Genomic DNA, 17,768 nt, shown 5'->3' on the forward strand with positions numbered 1-17,768 from the left:
GGCGAGCGAATTCTAATATTGCTCTGAATTGAGGATATAACAATGCGTAATTTTGATTTTTCCCCCCTGTACCGCTCTGCGATTGGTTTTGACCGTATGGCCAGCCTACTAGATGCCATGACTACCAGTGAACAGAAGCAACCTTCCTATCCTCCCTACGATATAGAGTTGACTGGTGAGGACAGTTATAGAATTTCGATGGCAGTTGCAGGTTTTGAACAGTCTGAACTGGATATCCAGGTTGAGCAAAACCGCCTGACAGTATCGGGCAAAAAGCCGGATGAGTCTCCCCGAGGAAATTTCCTGCATCGGGGTATTGCAGCCAGGAGTTTTGAGCGACGTTTCCAGCTCGCGGATCACGTTAAAGTTACGGATGCGAAACTTGCCAATGGATTGCTGCATATAGAGTTGGTGCGAGAAATTCCTGAGGCAATGAAACCTCGCAAAATTGAAATCAGCGAAGGCAATTTATTACAGCATACTGATGGTGAGAAAAAGTCAGATTCAGTTGCAGCCTGATTTGTCATATGTATGCCCACTGTGCCGCCACAAGGCGGTACAGTTTTATTACCGCGATAAGTTTCGTAGTTATCACCAGTGTGATCGCTGCGCCTTAGTATTTGTGCCCACCGAATATCATCTTACCCCAGATGAAGAGCATGCCTACTACGACCTGCATGAGAATTCCATGGAGGATGAGGGTTACCACCGTTTTCTCAGTCGTTGTGCTGCACCATTGCTGGATGAGTTATTACCGGCAAGTGATGGTCTGGATTTTGGTTGTGGTCCTGCACCGCTACTAGCCAGAATTTTGGCTGATAATGGCCACAGGGTTGATTTATACGATCGCTATTATGCTCCCACCACCGGCGCGCTGAATAAGTCTTATGACTTTATCGTTGCGACGGAAGTGGTGGAGCACCTTGTGTCGCCTGGAGATGAATTGACCTGCCTTTGGCAGAGGTTGCGGGATGGTGGAGTGATGGCACTGATGACAAAGTTGGTGATTTCACCAGAGCGCTTTGCCAGTTGGCACTATATCCGTGACCCTACACATATCAGCTTTTTCAGTGTGCAAACCTTTCAATGGCTGGCTAAAAAATTAAAAGCCGAGCTTCAGTTTGCCGATAGCGATGTCATTTTCCTGCGCAAATCAGGTATTTACCCTGAATAGTTTTGCCCGCACAGTGGTGCGATATTCACTGGGCGTTGTGGCCAGGAATTTTTTGAATAGTGCGGTAAAGTGCCCCATATCCTGGTAGCCAACTTTTTCTGCAATTTCGTTAACCGATAGGTTGCTGGACTGTAAAAGTTCCCTAGCCATATCTACCCGCACATTCTGCAGATATTGCAGCGGTGTTTGCCCGGTAGCCAGCTTAAATCGCCGGTTAAATGAACGAACACTCATGTCAAACATTTGCGCTACTTCACTCAAGCGCACTTCTGTATTGCAATGCTCCTTAAGCCAGGCCTGGGCCTGGACGATATCTTCATCCGGGTGCAAGTGCACCGCGCCCTCTGAATAAGCGATTTCTTCAAAAGGCCTGCGGATTTCGTGGGAGAAGTTCCTTTCCACATGGCTTGCGACTGCAGGTCCGTAAAGTTGACGGATCATATGCACGGTGACATCAGCGAGGGCGTTGACGCTTGCGGCACAAAAAAGCTTATCTGCCTGGGTAATAAAATACTGTTGTTTCAGCTTAACTTTGGGGTAATCGGAGCTGAAGCGATCAAAGTAATGCCAGTGTGTGGTGGCGGGCTTGCCGTCTAGTAGGCCGGCTTCCGCTAAGAAGCACACACCAGTACCCACTGCGTTGATGGCGGCTCCGGCTGCTGCCTGGCTCTTGAGCCAGTCCAGGATCGGTCCGCTACGCTTAAGTGCAGGGCGTGGATTGCGCCATAGAGCGGGAATATAGATGAGATCGCTATCTGGGGCTTCGCTCAAGGCGACATCGGGCTGGAAAGTAAAGCCACAACGGGTGTTGACTGGACGTCCATCCATGCTGGCAGTTATCAGGCGCAGGGATTCTTTTTTTCCCTCCACCCGGGCACGGCTCTCGGCTCCACGCAGCATTTCAAGTGGAAGCACCGTGCCGGTCGCCAGCATTTGATCAATTAGGAGAAAGGTTACCGTTCGCATTGCATACTCAAGCGCACTTGCGCCATTGGCCAAAACACTCAATTTTGCTGGCCAGTATGCCCATAACTGGGCGGAATCGCCACCCCCTACACTCCCCAACTCGAAAATTAAGTGTTTAGTGCTTGGCTGGAGGTCAGGATGCAGCGCCTTCCCGTAATCACCGCATTTGGTGGTTTTAACCCCGCAGGACGTAGTTCCTTTCATCGGGGCTATTCCCGTTTGGTGTTGGATAAGCTGGATCAGCGAGAGCGGGCTGATATCCTGTCTGACCTTGCTGCGCTAATGGGGCTTCGCAGGGGAGCTGAAGCCGGAACTCCCCTGGATCCAGGGCTTGAGCAGCAAGTACTGCAAGGGACTCTGGTGCGAGAGCTGGAAGCGCGTTTTTATGACTACCACCGGTGTCATTTCCACCAGGCAGCAAACTTGAATAGCGCCAATGGCATCACCTTTGAGATGTCGGCGCGTCAGTTACCTCATCCCCAACCAGATGGGTGGCAGGTTGAGCCCATCGGGGGTGGCAAGGTGCGTGTGATGGCACCGAGCTTGTCGGTGATGTTGGACAGTTACCGAGAAATTCCTGTTGGCGCTGGGGGACAGTTGCCTACTGGGTTTGAGCCTGGCGATCACTACAATTCCCGCTTCCACCCCCGCGGCCTGCAACTTGCTGTGTTGGGGGCCTCTGACGCAGTGCGCTCCATGGGTATTGACTGGGAGACAGTTGTAAGGGCTGTGGGACCAGGAAATATTTCTGTGTATGCCTCCTCGGCCATGAGTCAATTGGATCACTTTGGCAATGGGGGCTTGATGCAGTCCCGTTTGCGTGGTTCTAGAGTCAGTTCCAAGCAACTGGCGCTCGGTCTGAACAGTATGCCTGCCGACTTTGTAAATGCTTATGTGCTGGATAATGTGGGATCGACAGGAGCAGTGACAGGGGCCTGTGCCAGTTATTTGTATAATCTGCGAGCGGGAGTGGAGGATATCCGCACTGGCCGTGCCAGGGTCGCCATTGTGGGGGCTGCAGAGGCCCCGCTAGTGCCGGAAGTGGTAGATGGTTATTCCACCATGGGAGCCCTGGCTACCATCGAAAATTTGCGCAAACTCTACCCGGGTGAAGTGGACTTCAGGCGAACAAGCCGCCCCTTTGGGGATAACTGTGGGTTTACCTTGGGAGAGGGCACTCAGTGGGCAATCCTGATGGATGATGCCCTGGCGTTGGAGCTGGGGGCGAATATTCATGGCTCTGTTGCGGGTGTGTACATCAATGCCGATGGCAATAAGAAGTCAATCTCCGCACCGGGTCCGGGTAATTACCTCACTATGGCCAGGGCTATGGCAGAGGCTCGATCGATAATTGGTGACGAGGCCTTGCGCCAACGCAGCTTTGTACAGGCTCATGGCTCCAGTACTCCGCAAAACCGGGTAACCGAATCGGCGATACTCGACCGCCTGGCTGGAACTTTTGGAATAGAAAAATGGCCAGTGTGTGCTGTTAAAGCTTTTGTAGGGCATACCGTAGCTGCGGCCAGTGGCGACCAGCTGATTACAGCGCTAGGCATTTTTGATAAAGGAATACTTCCGGGTATCCTGACCACTGACAGGATTGCTGACGATGTTCATCAAGAGAACCTGGATTTCTCCCTTGAGCACGTCGAAAGAGACCCTCGCTCTCTGGATCTTGCGTTGCTGAACTCGAAAGGGTTTGGTGGCAATAATGCCACTGCTGCAGTGCTTTCTCCGCATCTTACTCGCAACATGATTGAGAAACGGCACGGGAAGAAGTCCGTATCTCATTACCGCAAGAGTAACGAAGCCGTTATTGAGCGGGCGCAGGCTTACGATGTCGAGGCTAGCCGGGGAGAGCTAAATACCATCTACCGCTTTGGGGAGGGTTTGTTTGATGAAGGTGAGATTGCATTGTCTACTGAAGAAGTTGTTCTTCCGGGGCTTTCGCCGGTCTCCCTTCCTCAAGAAAATCCCTATGACGATATGGTGTAGAGTAAAGGGACAATTAATCACTAGCGCCAATTGCTGTTATTGAAGGTGTGGTGACCGGAGGGTTAAACACTCAAATTTGATAGGAAATGCAATGGCAGACATGGATGTGTCCAGTGAATCCGGCGATAGCAGTGATGTCGGTATTCGATTGAAAATGGTGCGCAATATCTACGGTATCTCCCAGCGTGAGCTGGCACGACGGGCAGGCGTCACTAATGCCACCATCTCTTTTATCGAGCAGGGGCGGGTGAGTCCGTCGGTGGGGTCATTGAATAAGATCCTGGGTAGTGTCCCAATGTCCCTAGCGGAGTTTTTCTCCCTGGAGCTTGGTAAGCCAGGCCAGATTTTCTTTCGCGCTAATGAAATGCCTGATATTGGCCAGGGAGGTGTACGCTCCCAGCTATTGGGTGGTTTTCGGGAGCATCGCAGTATGTCTATTCTGCGAAAAGTTTTTCCTGTTGGGCGGGACTCGGGACCTGACTTTGCTGTCGCCGGCGGTGAGGTAGGGGGAATAGTGGTTGCCGGTGAGCTGGAGGTTGCGGTTGGGTCAGATCTCGCCCTGCTAAGAACTGGGGATGGTTTTTACTTTAGCAGCAGGCGCCCCCATCGCTTTCGAAACCCCGGTAGCTGTGACTGTATAGTTGTCTATGCTGCGACCCCAGCTCAAGCCCTTCCTGAACCACAATCCGCTGATCTACATACTGTGTTGAATAAAGAGTAATTTGCGCCAGACGGCTGAAAAGTCAAATCAATCCGGGATAGACTAGCTCCGCTTAAAAGCTTGGCCACCGTTTCTTAGGTTGGCCATTTTCTGTACTTCGGTGCTGGTAGCGCCATTCTATTTGTAAGAAATAGTATTCAAACAATCGTTTGAATCTGGCTATACTACGGCTGACCATATTGGGCCAAAGTGTCACCGCACCCTGCGGGACGGCCTGTGGTTGCACAAAAATTCCGACCCCGGGCCCAGGATCGCGGCCCAGAATAAAAGAGGTCAATCAATGTTATTTAGTGGCAAAGCGCTCACGGTACAGATGCTGGACAACGGCATTGCCGAGCTCAAATTCGACCTTCAAGGCGAATCCGTCAATAAATTTAACCGCCAGACGGTTTCTGAACTCTCTCAAGCGCTGGATGCTATCGAAGCAGCGGATGGTATAAAAGGCGTACTGCTGACAAGCGGCAAAGGCGTCTTCATTGTTGGTGCTGATATCACTGAGTTTGGCGATGCCTTCTCTGCGGGTGCAGAGGGTGTTGCTGATCTGATGAATCAGAACAACGAAAATATCAACCGCCTGGAAGACCTGCCGGTTCCGACTGCAGTGGCAATCAATGGCTACGCGCTCGGCGGTGGCTTTGAGGTGTGCCTGGGCTGTGACTTCCGCCTGATGGGCGAGGAAGCCAAAGTTGGTCTTCCCGAAGTTAAGCTGGGCCTGATCCCGGGTTGGGGTGGCACTGTTCGTCTGCCGCGCGTGGTGGGTGTTGATGTTGCTGCTGAGTGGATTGCAGCGGGTAAAGAACAGAAGCCGGCTGCAGCGCTTGAGGCTCATGCGGTTGATGCAGTGGTGCCTACTGACAAGCTCAAAGATGCTGCGATCAAACTGCTCGAGCGGGCCATTAATGGCGAGCTGGACTACAAGGCTAGCCGCGAGATCAAGAAATCTCCGATCCCCCTAAACGATACTGAAGCTTTGATGGCCTTCTTCACTACCAAGGCATTCGTCGGTCAGCAAGCGGGTAAAAACTACCCGTCCCCAGTAGCTGCAGTCGAGTCTATTGAGCAGGGTTACAAGTTAACCCGTGAAGAAGCGCTGAAAGTTGAGCAGGAGAAGTTTATCTTCTGTGCCCAGACTGGCACTGCCAAATCCCTGGTGGGTTTGTTCCTGGCAGACCAGGCGATCAGCAAGGTCGCCAAGGGCTGGGAAAAGAAAGCCGACAAGCCGATTGAGCGTGCGGCAGTATTGGGTGCTGGCATTATGGGTGGTGGTATTGCTTACCAGTCCGCCTACAAAGGCACTCCAATCAAAATGAAGGATATCGACCAGAAAGGTATTGACCTCGGTCTGAATGAGGCCAATAAGCTGCTGTCCAAGCTGGTTGATCGCAAGCGCCTGACCCCTGTGAAAATGGGTGAAGTGCTCAATCGCATTGAGCCAACCCTAAGCTACGATGGCTTCAACGATATCGATGTTGTTGTCGAAGCCGTGGTTGAAAATCCCAAGGTGAAGCATGCTGTATTGAAAGAGGTGGAAACCAAGGTAAGCGAAGACACTGTAATCGCTTCTAATACTTCTACCATCTCCATTAACCATCTGGCCGAGCCGCTTTCCCGCCCGGAAAACTTCCTCGGTATGCACTTCTTCAACCCGGTGCACAAAATGCCGCTGGTTGAGGTGATCCGCGGCGAGAAAACTTCCGACACCGCCGTAGCTCGCGTTGTTGCCTACGCTAACAAGATGGGTAAGAAAGCTATTGTTGTGCGCGACTGCCCTGGGTTCCTGGTTAACCGTGTTCTCTTCCCCTATTTTGCTGGTTTCTCCATGCTGGTACGTGATGGCGCTGACTTCCAGGCCGTTGATAAGGTGATGGAGCGCTGGGGTTGGCCGATGGGCCCCGCTTACCTGATGGATGTTGTTGGTATTGATACCGGTGTCCACGCAGAAAGCGTAATGGCTGAAGGCTTCCCTGATCGTATGGGTAAAAACTTCACCGCCGCTTCTGATGTGATGTATGAAGCGGGTCGCTATGGTCAGAAGAACAACAAAGGTTTCTACAATTACGAGCAGGACAAGAAAGGTCGCCCGAAGAAAGTGGCTACCGAAGAGTCCTACGAGCTGCTGAAGCCGCATGTTGCTGATCGACGCGAGTTCGAGAAAGGCGAAATTATCGAGCGCATGATGGTGCCCATGGCAACAGAGCTGGCTCGCTGCCTGGAAGAGGGTATCGTCGATTCCCCGGCTGAAGCCGATATGGCATTGATCTACGGCATCGGATTCCCTCCATTCCGCGGTGGAATCTTCGCATGGCTGGACAGTATTGGCCTGGATGAATTCGTGAAGATTGCCGATAAGTACGCCGAACTGGGCGAGCTGTACCAGCCGACCGATCGTATGCGTGAAATGGCCGCAAGTGGCAAAACCTACTACGGCAACAAGTAAGGAGAATAGCGATGAGTTTAAATCCTAGAGATGCCGTAATCGTCGACTACGCGCGTACGGCCATGGGTCGCTCGAAGAATGGTGTATATCGCCATGTTCGCGCCGATGATATGTCCGCTGAGCTGCTGAAAAAATTCCTGCAGCGCAACGACAAGCTCGATCCCGCTGAGATCGATGACCTGATCTGGGGCTGCGTTATGCAGCGCGATGAGCAGGGCTTTAACGTAGCTCGCTTTATTCTGTTGCGTGCCGGTCTGCCACACACCATTCCGGCGCAAACCGTCAACCGTCTGTGTGGCTCCTCAATGTCTTCCCTGCACACTGCCGCTGCCAACATTCAGGCTGGCGTTGGCGATGTGTACGTTGTGGGCGGTGTTGAGCACATGGGCCACTTGAATATGATGGAGCATGTCAGTCCCAACCCAATGCTGGGCCGATATATGGCAAAAGCTGCAGGCTCTATGGGTATGACTGCTGAATACCTGGCGATGATGCATGGTATCCAGCGTCAGCAGATGGATGAGTTCGGTGCTCGTTCCCACCATCGCGCTGCTGAAGCTACCAGGGCCGGGAAATTCAATCGCGAGATTATTGCCATTGAAGGCCACGACGACGACGGCGTACCTTTTCTGGTTGAAACGGATCAAACCATCCGCCCCGATACTAGCGTGGAAGGCCTGTCTCAGCTGAAGCCGGCATTCGACCCGAAGCATGGCCAAGTAACCGCCGGAACCTCCTCCCAGATCACCGATGGAGCTTCTGTGATGCTGGTAATGTCTGCTGAGCGCGCTCAGGCTCTGGGTATGACCCCTATAGCCCGCGTGAAGGAAATGGCTCTGGCTGGTGTCGATCCATCCATCATGGGTTATGGCCCCGTGCCTTCCACCAAGAAGGCGCTCAAGAAGGCTGGCTTGACAATCGGCGATATCGACAAGGTCGAGCTGAATGAAGCGTTTGCGGCCCAGGCACTGCCGGTGCTGAAAGACCTGGATCTGCTTGAGCAGATGGATGAGAAGGTCAACCTGTATGGTGGCGCTATCGCTTTGGGGCATCCCTTCGGCTGCTCAGGTGTGCGGATTACCGGTACCCTGTTGAGCGTTATGCAAAACGAAGGCGGTAACCTGGGCGTGTCCACCATGTGTATCGGCCTGGGGCAGGGTATTACCACTGTCGTAGAGCGAGTCTGATCTAATTGGATCTCGAAAAAAGGCGCCTTTGAGGCGCCTTTTTTTATTTTGTGAGGAAAGTGTTCAGTAAAGTGTTGAAGCCCTCAAAATGCTGTGGCACAATCTGCACCCCTTGTCGCGATGGGCTCTTGTTTTGAGCTGAAACTCTTTACTTTTCAAAGAGTTAGCGGCGGAAAAGTTCTGGGGACGTGGTGAAATTGGTAGACACGCCAGATTTAGGTTCTGGTGCCGAAAGGTGTGGGAGTTCGAGTCTCCCCGTCCCCACCAAATTAAGAACTCTGGAGTCCGCATGACTTGCCCTGGAGGGGTGAGTGCGGGCTCCTTGTATTTGGTGTCAGCCGGAAATTGCTGTGCAATTTTGACGGCTATGCCCTAAGAGGCGGTTGGCTAAGTCCCGGCGGCCCGGTATTCGTTGGCGCTGCGGCGCGATAAAAGAGATAGTCTCACGAGGATAAACATGCAGGTTTCCATCGAAACTACTTCCGGTCTGGAGCGTCGTTTAACGGTTAATTTGCCGGCGGAAATCGTCGATAAAGAAGTGGACAAGCGTCTCCAGCAGGCCGCCAAGACTGTTCGCGTAAATGGTTTCCGTAAAGGCAAGGTACCTTTGAAGGTGGTGCGTCAGCGTTTTGGTGCTGGTGTTCGACAGGAAGTGCTTGGCGAGGTGATGAGTCGTTCCTTCTATGATGCTGTTCAAAAAGAAGAGCTGAAGCCGGCCGGCCAGCCCAGTATTGAAGCCAAGCAGACTGCAGCTGGTGAAAATCTGGAATATGTTGCCACTTTTGAAGTATATCCTGAAGTTGAGCTCTCTAACCTGGCGGAAATCAGCGTTGAACGCCCAATTGCCGACGTAACTGATGCCGATGTAAACAACATGATTGATGTGCTGCGCAAGCAGCAGTCTTCCTGGAAGGACACTAAGCGCAAAGCACAAAAAGGTGATCGTGTTGTTATCAACTTCCTCGGTCGTAAAGACGGAGAAGAGTTTGAAGGTGGTAAAGCGGAAGGTCATCAGCTGGTTCTCGGTTCAGGCCAGATGATCCCTGGCTTTGAAGAGGGTATTCTCGGCATGAAGCCAGGTGAGGAAACAGACCTGGACCTGACTTTCCCTGAGGACTATCAGGCTGAAGATCTGCGCGGTGCTGCAGTAACCTTCAATATCAAAGTAACTTCCTCCGAAAAGCCTGAATTGCCCGAGTTGAATGAAGAATTCTTCAAAGCCTATGGTGTTCAAGAGGGCGGTGAAGAAAAATTCCGTGAGGAAGTGCGCAACAATATGCAGCGCGAACTCAAAAATGCGGCGTTAAATAAAGTTAAAACCCAAGTGATGGATCAGTTGTGTGAAAAGCATCAGGTCGAGCTGCCATCAACATTGGTTGCGAATGAGGTTCGCACTCTGCGCGGTCAAATGGTTCAGCAATTCGGAGGTCAGATCAAAGCCGAAGACGCTGAGCGCATGCTGCCGGACACAATGTTTGAAGAGCAGGCAAAGCGTCGTGTAGTACTGGGTTTGGTTGTTGGCGAGATTGTTAAGCAGAACAGCCTGTCTGTAGATGCAGATCGTGTAAAAGCGAAGGTTGAAGAGTTGGCGTCCACTTACCAGCAGCCAGAAGAGGTAGTTGAATACTACTATAACAATCGCGAGTTGCTGTCTGGTGTTGAGTCAGTAGTTCTAGAAGATCAAGTTGTAGACTTTGTACTGGATGCTGCGAAGGTTGAAGAGGTACAAAGCTCCTACGATGACGTAATCAAGCCGCAGAAGCAGGGTTAATAATCTGCTTTCTCAAGGATGCAATGGCTCTCGGCTTTGCCGGGCGTCATTGCATCTCCTTCCTTTTTACCGGCTGGCTTTATCCGCCCTGACCGGTTAAGCTCTGAAGACGAATTTCTCAGCACAGGCAAATCTGCCTATCTGCTGGCCTGCCGAAAACGCCACAAAAGGAAGCAATGGTACCTATGGCACGAATTGATTTTCCCCAAGCCTCGATCGAACCTTCAGCAAGCGGACTGGTGCCGATGGTGGTGGAGCAAACTGCCCGGGGTGAGCGTTCATTTGATATTTATTCCCGTCTGCTTAAGGAGCGGGTTATTTTCCTGGTTGGACCGGTTGAAGACCATATGGCCAATCTGGTGGTTGCTCAGTTGCTATTTCTTGAAGCTGAGAACCCCGATAAAGATATCCACCTATATATCAACTCCCCTGGAGGGTCTGTTACTGCAGGGATGTCTATCTACGACACCATGCAGTTCATCAAGCCTGATGTAAGCACCATGTGTATTGGCCAGGCTTGCAGTATGGGCGCTTTCCTGCTTACTGCGGGTGCTCCGGGTAAGCGTTTTGCTACGCCCAATTCCCGGGTGATGATTCATCAGCCCAGTGGCGGGGCTCAGGGGCAGGCTAGTGATATACATATCCACGCCCAGGAAATCCTGAAGATTCGCCATCGCCTCAATGAATTGATGGCGCATCATTCCGGCCGCCCGGTCAGTGATATTGAGCGCGATACTGAGCGAGATCACTTCTTGAGCGCTGATGAGGCCAAGGAATATGGCTTAGTGGATGATGTCCTATCCCGTCGCCAAGCACTGGAAAAATAGTATTTCAACAAAAAAAATTTGCTAGTGGCGTTTTCCTATATTTGTTAATAATTTTGAGCAGACTTCCTAGTTGAGGGGCTTGAAAAATACGCCAAAAAACAGCATCTTGCTGTAATAGCTAAATTTGAAGGCCCTGGCCGGCCAGTGACCACGGAGTATTTTGATGACCGACAAAAGCAGCGGAGAAGACAGCGGCAAATTGCTGTACTGCTCTTTCTGTGGCAAAAGCCAGCAGGAAGTGCGGAAGTTAATCGCTGGGCCGTCAGTCTTTATCTGCGATGAATGTGTCGAACTGTGTACAGACATTATTCGCGAAGAGGTCCAAGAGAGTGCGGAGGGCCCGGAGGGACGCTTGCCCACGCCGCGCGAGATCACTGAGATCCTTGATCAGTACGTTATTGGCCAGGAGCGGGCCAAGCGTGTACTGGCAGTGGCTGTATATAACCACTACAAACGCCTACGCAGCAAAGCTGGTGTAAAGAGCAAGGATGAAGTTGAGCTAAGTAAGTCCAACATCTTGTTGGTTGGGCCGACTGGTAGCGGTAAGACATTGCTTGCGGAAACCCTTGCTCGCCTGCTCAACGTACCTTTCACGATTGCAGATGCTACTACTCTCACTGAAGCTGGTTATGTTGGTGAGGATGTAGAAAACATTATTCAGAAGCTGTTACAGAAATGTGACTACGATGTGGAGAAGGCTCAGCAGGGCATTGTTTACATCGATGAGATCGACAAGATTTCTCGCAAGTCAGATAATCCCTCTATCACCCGTGATGTTTCTGGTGAGGGTGTTCAGCAAGCACTTCTGAAACTGATTGAAGGAACTGTGGCCTCAGTGCCCCCTCAGGGAGGCCGTAAGCACCCTCAGCAAGAATTCTTGCAAGTGGACACCTCTAATATCCTGTTTATTTGCGGTGGAGCATTTGCCGGCCTTGATAAAGTAATTCGCGATCGCTCCGAAAAGGGTGGAATTGGCTTCAGTGCTGAAGTGAAGTCCAAGGACGGAACCAGTAATTTCGGTGAGATTCTCAGAGATCTCGAACCCGAGGATCTAGTGCGTTACGGTCTCATTCCCGAATTTGTTGGGCGGCTTCCGGTAACCGCGACTCTTGAGGAATTGGATCGTGAGGCCCTGGTCCAGATCCTGACAGAGCCTCGCAATGCACTGACCAAGCAGTACGGCAAACTGTTTGAGATGGAGGATGTGGAACTGGATTTCCGCCCAGATGCCCTGGATGCTGTAGCTACCAAGGCAATGGAGCGTAAAACCGGTGCTCGTGGACTGCGTTCTATTATGGAATCTGTCCTTTTGGAGACCATGTACGATATCCCCTCCACTGACAACGTAGCTAAAGTAGTTATCGATGAGGCTGTAATCAAGGGTGAGTCGGCCCCGCTACTCGTCTATGAAAGTGAGACCCAGCCCCAGAAAGCAGCTCCTGAAGAGTGACGCCTCGTACTTAAAAAAGCCCCAATTCGGGGCTTTTTTTATAACCTCAACTTCTTAAAAAGAAGCTCCTTTTACCATTTGAGGCCCCAATACCGAGGCGGCTTATTGGTATTCAGTTGAGTTCGGCACAAATTGGTCGCCAGATTAGACTTGTATTCCGGGCTCTCCCCCCCCATCTCTAGCAACTGAAGGGCGGTGGCCCAAATTGAGCTGTCATTTACTACAGCAGCATGATGCCGCGCCAAATACCCAGTGATAGGGCCGAGAGGAGTTCTATGGATCAGTCATCCGACACCAAACTTGAATATCCGTTGTTGCCATTGCGCGATGTTGTTGTTTACCCCCATATGGTTATCCCGCTATTTGTTGGCAGGGAAAAGTCCATAGAGGCTCTGGAAGAGGCCATGCGCAGGGATAAGCAAGTGTTACTCGTAGCCCAGAAAAAAGCATCGGAAGATGACCCTGGCGCTGAGGACATCTATCGCGTGGGCACCATAGCTAGCGTTTTACAGCTGCTCAAACTTCCCGACGGTACGGTCAAAGTGCTAGTGGAAGGGGGGGAGAGAGTAAATATTCTCGATGTAATGGAGAGGGATAACCACTTCGAGGCGACAGTAGAGCCTATGGAGACGTTTGAGTTGCCTGAAGCCGAGGCTGATGCTCTGGTGCGCTCGGTGATGACTCAATTTGAACAGTATGTCTCTGTGAGCAAGAAGGTACCCAACGAGGTCATCACCTCTCTGTCTGGGATCGATGAACCAGGGCGCCTTGCAGATACCATTTCTGCCCATATGTCCCTTGAGCTAGCACAGAAGCAGGAGCTTCTTGAAACCTCCAGCGTTAAAGAGCGCTTGGAGCATCTGCTTGGCCTGATGGATTCAGAGATCGACCTGATCCAGGTAGAGAAGCGCATTCGTGGCCGCGTGAAAAAGCAGATGGAGAAAAGCCAGCGTGAGTACTATCTGAATGAGCAGATGAAGGCGATTCAAAAGGAGCTGGGCGAAATTACTGAAGAGCCCAATGAAATTGAAGAGCTGGAAAACAAAATTGCCGATTCCGGTATGAGTGCAGAGGCTGAGAAGAAAACCCGCGCTGAACTTGCCAAGTTGAAGATGATGTCTCCGATGTCGGCAGAAGCGTCGGTCCTGCGCAGCTATATCGATTGGATGTTAAGTCTGCCCTGGAAAAAAGCGAGCAGGGTAAGGCATGACCTTAAGAAGGCTGAAGAGATACTCGAAAAAGAGCATTACGGTCTGGAGGAGGTCAAGGAACGTATACTTGAATACCTGGCGGTACAGAAGCGCGTAAAAAAAGTGAAGGGTCCGATCCTCTGCTTGGTTGGGCCTCCAGGGGTTGGTAAGACCTCACTTGGGCAATCTATAGCTCGCGCTACCAATCGACAGTATGTGCGAATGGCCCTTGGCGGCGTGCGCGATGAAGCGGAAATTCGTGGGCATCGCCGAACCTACATAGGCTCACTGCCAGGGAAGTTGATTCAAAAAATTTCCAAAGTCGGTGTAAAGAACCCGCTGTTTCTGCTCGATGAGGTCGACAAAATGGGCATGGATCAGCGCGGAGATCCGGCCTCAGCACTGCTCGAGGTTCTGGATCCGGAGCAGAACAAGACCTTTAACGACCATTACCTCGAGGTAGATTATGACCTGTCAGATGTAATGTTCGTATGTACTTCCAACTCCATGAATATTCCCGGTCCATTACTGGATCGCATGGAGGTTATCCGTATTCCCGGTTATACCGAGGATGAAAAACTCAATATTGCCCAGCGCTACCTTGTACCAAAGCAGCGTAAGGCTAACGGCTTGAAAGACGATGAGTTGGATCTGTCCGATGAGGCAATACGGGATATCGTTCGCTATTACACTCGTGAAGCTGGTGTACGTGGGTTGGATCGCGAAATTGCCAAAATCTGCCGGAAGGTCGTGACCGAGCATGTACGCAACCCATCGGAGAAAACGGCTGTGGTCAAATCTGACCAGCTGGAAGAGTTGCTGGGTGTGCGTAAATTTGACTTCGGCCGTGCCGAAGAGGAGAACAAAATCGGTATCGTTACCGGCCTTGCCTGGACGGAGGTCGGCGGTGAATTGTTAAATATCGAAGCTTCTGCGGTTCCAGGTAAGGGTCGTATGATCAAGACCGGATCTCTCGGTGATGTAATGCAGGAGTCTATCCAGGCTGCCCTGACAGTGGTGCGCTCGCGATCGCAAGCCCTCGGAATAGGGCCCGACTTCCACGAGACACGGGATATTCACATTCATGTGCCAGAGGGTGCTACACCGAAAGATGGCCCCTCTGCGGGTATTGCGATGTGCACGGCTTTGGTTTCAGTACTCACCAATATTCCTGTGCGCTCGGATGTGGCGATGACTGGTGAAATCACTTTGCGTGGAGAAGTTTTACGAATTGGTGGTCTCAAGGAAAAGTTATTGGCAGCACATCGAGGCGGTATAAAAACTGTACTGATACCTGCGGATAATGAGCGTGACCTGAAAGATATTCCCGACAATATCCTTCAGGACCTGGTGGTGAAACCGGTCAAGTGGATCGACCAGGTGTTGGAGTTGGCACTTGAGCACAAACCCGAGTCCCTTTCGGATGAGGAATATTCTGCCTTGCAAAAGCAGGCGGAAGAGCGCTCGCAAAGATCGATCCAAACTCATTAACCTGTTACGGGGTGACTGTTGTCACCCCGTAACAATTGCAAGACCAAAACATAACCACTCTGTTGATTTTTGATGCTCGGGTTTCGTTCAACTGTCCGGAAACCCGCATGGTTCCTTGACCCGTTACCGGGCAGTTGGTATAAAACGAGGCTTATTGCCCGGCGCCAAAATTGCCGGTGGTTAAAAAGTTACTAATAGTGATACCTGGCCTGAGGGTGTCCTGAACATATTTAAAAGAACAGAGGGATTAAGCGTGAATAAGTCCGAACTGATTGAAGCAATTGCCGCGTCTGCAGATATTCCAAAAGCAGCAGCTGGCCGTGCTTTGGACGCAATGGTTGATAGCATTACTGATGCGCTTAAAAAAGGCGATCAGGTTGCCTTGGTAGGCTTTGGTACTTTTGCAGTGAAAGAGCGCGCAGCCCGTACTGGCCGCAATCCTCGCACTGGCGACCCCATCGAAATCGCCGCAGCGAAAATCCCTAACTTCAAGGCCGGTAAAGCCCTGAAAGACGCCGTAAACTAAGTTTTTCGGTGAACTTCGAGACCTTGTAAAAGATTCGAAGCTATAAAGAGGCGTGTCAGGTTGGATACGCCTTTTTTGTATCTGGTAACAGTTAAATAATTAGAGTCAAAATTCGGAGCTGAGCATGCTTCAGTCCATGCGCGATAACCTGAAAGGGACGGCAGCGATTATTGTCGCAGCTTTCTTTGGGTTCATTATGGTCATTGGGGGAATCGACTTTTTCTCAGGGGCCAGTGGTGGTGCCGCCGATGCGGTTGCCGAGGTAAATGGTGAAAAAATCACCAATCTGGATTTGCAGCGAGCGATTCAAAATCGTCGCAGTATGATCATGAGTCAATATGGGGAAAATGTCCCAGCAGACCTGATCAGCGACGAGCAGTTACGTGAACCTGTATTGCGCCAATTAATTTCAAGCTCAGTCATGCGCCAAGCTGCTTTGGAGAGCGGTATGGTTATGAGTACTGCGGCTGTTAATAAAGCCATTACCGATATTCCAGCTTTTCAGGTAAATGGCACCTTTGATCCTCAATTATATCGCGATGCTTTGCGTCGTATGGGCTATAGCACAGCCAATTTCCCTCAAATTGTCGAAAGTGATCTGGCGCTGCAGCAATATGCAGATAGCGTTACCGAAAGCGCTTTTACTACGCAAGCTGATGCCGAGCAGGTGGTGGCGGCATCAATGGAAGAGCGTGATTTCAACTATGTAGTAATGCCGGTACAGGAGCTTCTGGCCACCACTGAAGTTGGTGATGCAGAAGTCGAGCAGTTCTACCAGGAAAATCAGAGTCAATACCAGCGACCTGAGCAAGTGGCAGTTGAGTATATAGAGCTTACTCCCGCGTTGTTTGCAGCCAATATCGATATTTCAGAAGAGGATGTTCGCTCGCAGTACGACCAAGAGATTGCCAGTTTTGGCGCTGACCTTCGTCGTCGCGCAGCTCATATCCTTTTGGAGGACGCAGACCAAGCGAAGCTGGAGGAGATCCAGACCAAGCTGGATGCAGGTGAAGACTTCGCCGAACTGGCCAAAGCTTATTCAGAAGATATTGGTTCACGGGAAGAGGGTGGAGACCTCGGCTTTACCGCCGGTGATGTTTTCCCTCAGGCTTTTGAGGAGGCACTGGCAAGCTTGGAGGTTGGTCAGGTGTCTGCTCCGGTTACCACTGATAGCGGAACACACTTTATTAAGTTGCTGGAAGTTGAGGAGAGTGAGCCTCCAACTTTTGAGGAGCGTAAGGGTGCTATCGAGACCCAGTTACGTGCAGCCGCAGCAGAGAGTGAATTCGTTGATGCCCTGAGCCGTTTGGCAGACCTTGCTTATAATGCCGATAACCTGGCAGGTCCCGCCGAGGAGCTGGGAGTGCCTCTAAAAACCAGTGGCCTCTTCTCTCGTGAAAGTGGCGCTGGGGTCTTGGCTAATGGGCAGGTAGTGGAAGCTGCTTTCTCCCCTGAAGTGATGGAAGATGGTAACACTTCAGATGTGCTCAATCTTAATAACGAGCACTCCGTGGTATTACGCGTAACGGAGTCCAAGCAGGCTGGAACCTATCCGCTAGAGGAAGTCCGCGAGCAAATTGTTGAGCGTCTCAAGCGTGACAAAGCGAGCGAGCAGCTTGCTGTTCGTGCCGAAGCCCTGAAAGAAAAGCTCGCTGCAGGTGAAGATTTTGCCAAATTGGCAGAGGAGCAAGGCTTAACCTTAGAGGTCAGCGACAAAACACGTCGCGGTGGCTTTGGGGAGCGCGGAGAAATCAATACCAAGGCATTTTCCTTGGCTGCCCCGGCCACCGGCTCTGAGGAATTGTCAGTGTTTGCTACGAGCAGCGGTGATCAAGTTGTTCTGGCATTACGCGGTGTGCGGGAAGGCAATTTATCCCAGCAAAGTAAAGAGCAGCGCCAGGCGCTAATGCAGCAATTAGCCTCAGTAAATGGAGGTGCGGAACTGGCAGCTATTCAGCGTTACTTATCTGATCAGGCAAAAGTCGAGCTGGCGCCAGAGAGCCAGTAACTTTGCTCAATTAGAAAAATAAAAA

At 51.3% G+C, this 17,768-nt stretch carries 13 protein-coding genes and 1 tRNA gene; 13 read left to right on the plus strand and 1 reads right to left on the minus strand.

Annotated elements, in window-relative coordinates:
- Positions 1–42 precede the first annotated feature (42 nt).
- On the plus strand, positions 43–519 hold the full coding sequence (locus G367_RS0119370) for an Hsp20 family protein (RefSeq protein WP_020414815.1): 477 nt from the start codon (positions 43–45) through the stop codon (positions 517–519).
- Positions 485–1,174 (plus strand): class I SAM-dependent methyltransferase, encoded by a 690-nt coding sequence (locus G367_RS0119375; protein ID WP_020414816.1) that lies wholly within the window; start codon positions 485–487, stop codon positions 1,172–1,174. Before G367_RS0119370 ends, G367_RS0119375 begins: the two co-directional genes overlap by 35 nt.
- Here G367_RS0119375 and G367_RS0119380 read toward each other — a convergent pair.
- The gene (locus G367_RS0119380) at positions 1,154–2,140 is read right to left on the minus strand and encodes a GlxA family transcriptional regulator (RefSeq protein ID WP_026305271.1); all 987 of its coding nucleotides are present in this window, start codon (positions 2,138–2,140) and stop codon (positions 1,154–1,156) included. The genes G367_RS0119375 and G367_RS0119380 overlap by 21 nt on opposite strands.
- Positions 2,141–2,278: 138 nt before the next feature.
- Here G367_RS0119380 and G367_RS0119385 point away from each other — a divergent pair, with 138 nt between their 5' ends.
- From G367_RS0119385 to G367_RS0119435, 11 genes are all read left to right on the plus strand, one after another.
- Positions 2,279–4,135, plus strand: coding sequence for a beta-ketoacyl synthase (locus tag G367_RS0119385; protein WP_020414818.1), 1,857 nt, complete (start codon positions 2,279–2,281; stop codon positions 4,133–4,135).
- Between the two features lie 91 nt (positions 4,136–4,226).
- On the plus strand, positions 4,227–4,856 hold the full coding sequence (locus G367_RS24370) for a helix-turn-helix domain-containing protein (RefSeq protein WP_020414819.1): 630 nt from the start codon (positions 4,227–4,229) through the stop codon (positions 4,854–4,856).
- A 280-nt stretch (positions 4,857–5,136) separates the two neighbouring features.
- Positions 5,137–7,293 carry a fatty acid oxidation complex subunit alpha FadB gene (fadB, locus tag G367_RS0119395; RefSeq protein WP_020414820.1) on the plus strand — a complete coding sequence of 719 codons (2,157 nt, stop codon included), beginning with the start codon at positions 5,137–5,139 and terminating at the stop codon, positions 7,291–7,293.
- Positions 7,294–7,304: 11 nt separating this feature from the next.
- Positions 7,305–8,480 (plus strand): acetyl-CoA C-acyltransferase FadA, encoded by a 1,176-nt coding sequence (gene fadA / locus G367_RS0119400; RefSeq protein ID WP_020414821.1) that lies wholly within the window; start codon positions 7,305–7,307, stop codon positions 8,478–8,480.
- 182 nt (positions 8,481–8,662) lie between these two features.
- Positions 8,663–8,747: transfer RNA gene (locus tag G367_RS0119405), tRNA-Leu, on the plus strand.
- 190 nt (positions 8,748–8,937) lie between these two features.
- Complete coding sequence (gene tig / locus G367_RS0119410; RefSeq protein WP_020414822.1) at positions 8,938–10,251, plus strand: trigger factor; 1,314 nt, start codon at positions 8,938–8,940, stop codon at positions 10,249–10,251.
- A 185-nt stretch (positions 10,252–10,436) separates the two neighbouring features.
- Entirely contained in the window at positions 10,437–11,078 is a 642-nt protein-coding gene (gene clpP / locus G367_RS0119415) for an ATP-dependent Clp endopeptidase proteolytic subunit ClpP (RefSeq protein WP_020414823.1), read from the plus strand.
- 163 nt (positions 11,079–11,241) lie between these two features.
- Positions 11,242–12,528 (plus strand): ATP-dependent Clp protease ATP-binding subunit ClpX, encoded by a 1,287-nt coding sequence (clpX, locus tag G367_RS0119420; RefSeq protein WP_020414824.1) that lies wholly within the window; start codon positions 11,242–11,244, stop codon positions 12,526–12,528.
- Between the two features lie 275 nt (positions 12,529–12,803).
- Complete coding sequence (lon, locus tag G367_RS0119425) at positions 12,804–15,209, plus strand: endopeptidase La (RefSeq protein WP_020414825.1); 2,406 nt, start codon at positions 12,804–12,806, stop codon at positions 15,207–15,209.
- 253 nt (positions 15,210–15,462) lie between these two features.
- Positions 15,463–15,735, plus strand: coding sequence for a non-specific DNA-binding protein Hbs (locus G367_RS0119430; protein ID WP_010132873.1), 273 nt, complete (start codon positions 15,463–15,465; stop codon positions 15,733–15,735).
- A 124-nt stretch (positions 15,736–15,859) separates the two neighbouring features.
- Positions 15,860–17,743 carry a SurA N-terminal domain-containing protein gene (locus tag G367_RS0119435; RefSeq protein WP_020414826.1) on the plus strand — a complete coding sequence of 628 codons (1,884 nt, stop codon included), beginning with the start codon at positions 15,860–15,862 and terminating at the stop codon, positions 17,741–17,743.
- Positions 17,744–17,768 lie beyond the last annotated feature (25 nt).

The organism is Microbulbifer variabilis ATCC 700307 (genome assembly GCF_000380565.1).
GTDB classification, from domain to species: Bacteria; Pseudomonadota; Gammaproteobacteria; order Pseudomonadales; family Cellvibrionaceae; genus Microbulbifer; species Microbulbifer variabilis.

Bases quoted from the DNA above. Each gene is read 5' to 3' on its own strand.
- G367_RS0119370 (WP_020414815.1), top strand. From the start codon at position 43: ATGCGTAATTTTGATTTTTCCCCCCTGTACCGCTCTGCGATTGGTTTT.
- G367_RS0119375 (WP_020414816.1), top strand. From the start codon at position 485: ATGGTGAGAAAAAGTCAGATTCAGTTGCAGCCTGATTTGTCATATGTA.
- G367_RS0119380 (WP_026305271.1), bottom strand. From the start codon at position 2,140: ATGCGAACGGTAACCTTTCTCCTAATTGATCAAATGCTGGCGACCGGC.
- G367_RS0119385 (WP_020414818.1), top strand. From the start codon at position 2,279: ATGCAGCGCCTTCCCGTAATCACCGCATTTGGTGGTTTTAACCCCGCA.
- G367_RS24370 (WP_020414819.1), top strand. From the start codon at position 4,227: ATGGCAGACATGGATGTGTCCAGTGAATCCGGCGATAGCAGTGATGTC.
- fadB (WP_020414820.1), top strand. From the start codon at position 5,137: ATGTTATTTAGTGGCAAAGCGCTCACGGTACAGATGCTGGACAACGGC.
- fadA (WP_020414821.1), top strand. From the start codon at position 7,305: ATGAGTTTAAATCCTAGAGATGCCGTAATCGTCGACTACGCGCGTACG.
- tig (WP_020414822.1), top strand. From the start codon at position 8,938: ATGCAGGTTTCCATCGAAACTACTTCCGGTCTGGAGCGTCGTTTAACG.
- clpP (WP_020414823.1), top strand. From the start codon at position 10,437: ATGGCACGAATTGATTTTCCCCAAGCCTCGATCGAACCTTCAGCAAGC.
- clpX (WP_020414824.1), top strand. From the start codon at position 11,242: ATGACCGACAAAAGCAGCGGAGAAGACAGCGGCAAATTGCTGTACTGC.
- lon (WP_020414825.1), top strand. From the start codon at position 12,804: ATGGATCAGTCATCCGACACCAAACTTGAATATCCGTTGTTGCCATTG.
- G367_RS0119435 (WP_020414826.1), top strand. From the start codon at position 15,860: ATGCTTCAGTCCATGCGCGATAACCTGAAAGGGACGGCAGCGATTATT.